The sequence below is a fragment of the Opacimonas viscosa genome (assembly GCF_024199005.1).
GTDB lineage: Bacteria > Pseudomonadota > Gammaproteobacteria > Enterobacterales > Alteromonadaceae > Opacimonas > Opacimonas viscosa.
In genome coordinates, this window is the sequence record NZ_JANATA010000391.1 from 1 (window position 1) to 222 (window position 222).

A 222-nucleotide genomic window follows, 5' to 3' on the forward strand; every position below is an offset into this window, starting at 1 on the left:
GTCGGCCACCGCCGGCAAAGACATGGACTCATTCTACGCAGCGCTGCACGACATTCTGGCCCGCCTGATCAGCGCTCCGAACTGTTATATTGCCACGCTTGATGAAAGCCGCGAGTATTTGGACTTCCCATACTTCAGCGACACGCAAGCAGAAATGCCGGGGCGCCGCGCCTTAGGCCTGGGCTTAACGGAGTTTGTTATTCGCCGCGGGCAGGCAGAGCT

1 protein-coding gene is annotated in these 222 nt (G+C 59.0%); it reads left to right on the forward strand.

Features of this window, described 5'->3' with window-relative positions:
• Window positions 1-22: 22 nt before the first annotated feature.
• Window positions 23-222: hypothetical protein (locus tag NLF92_RS14025; RefSeq protein WP_254102886.1), on the forward strand; the 200-nt coding region annotated here is incomplete at its 3' end.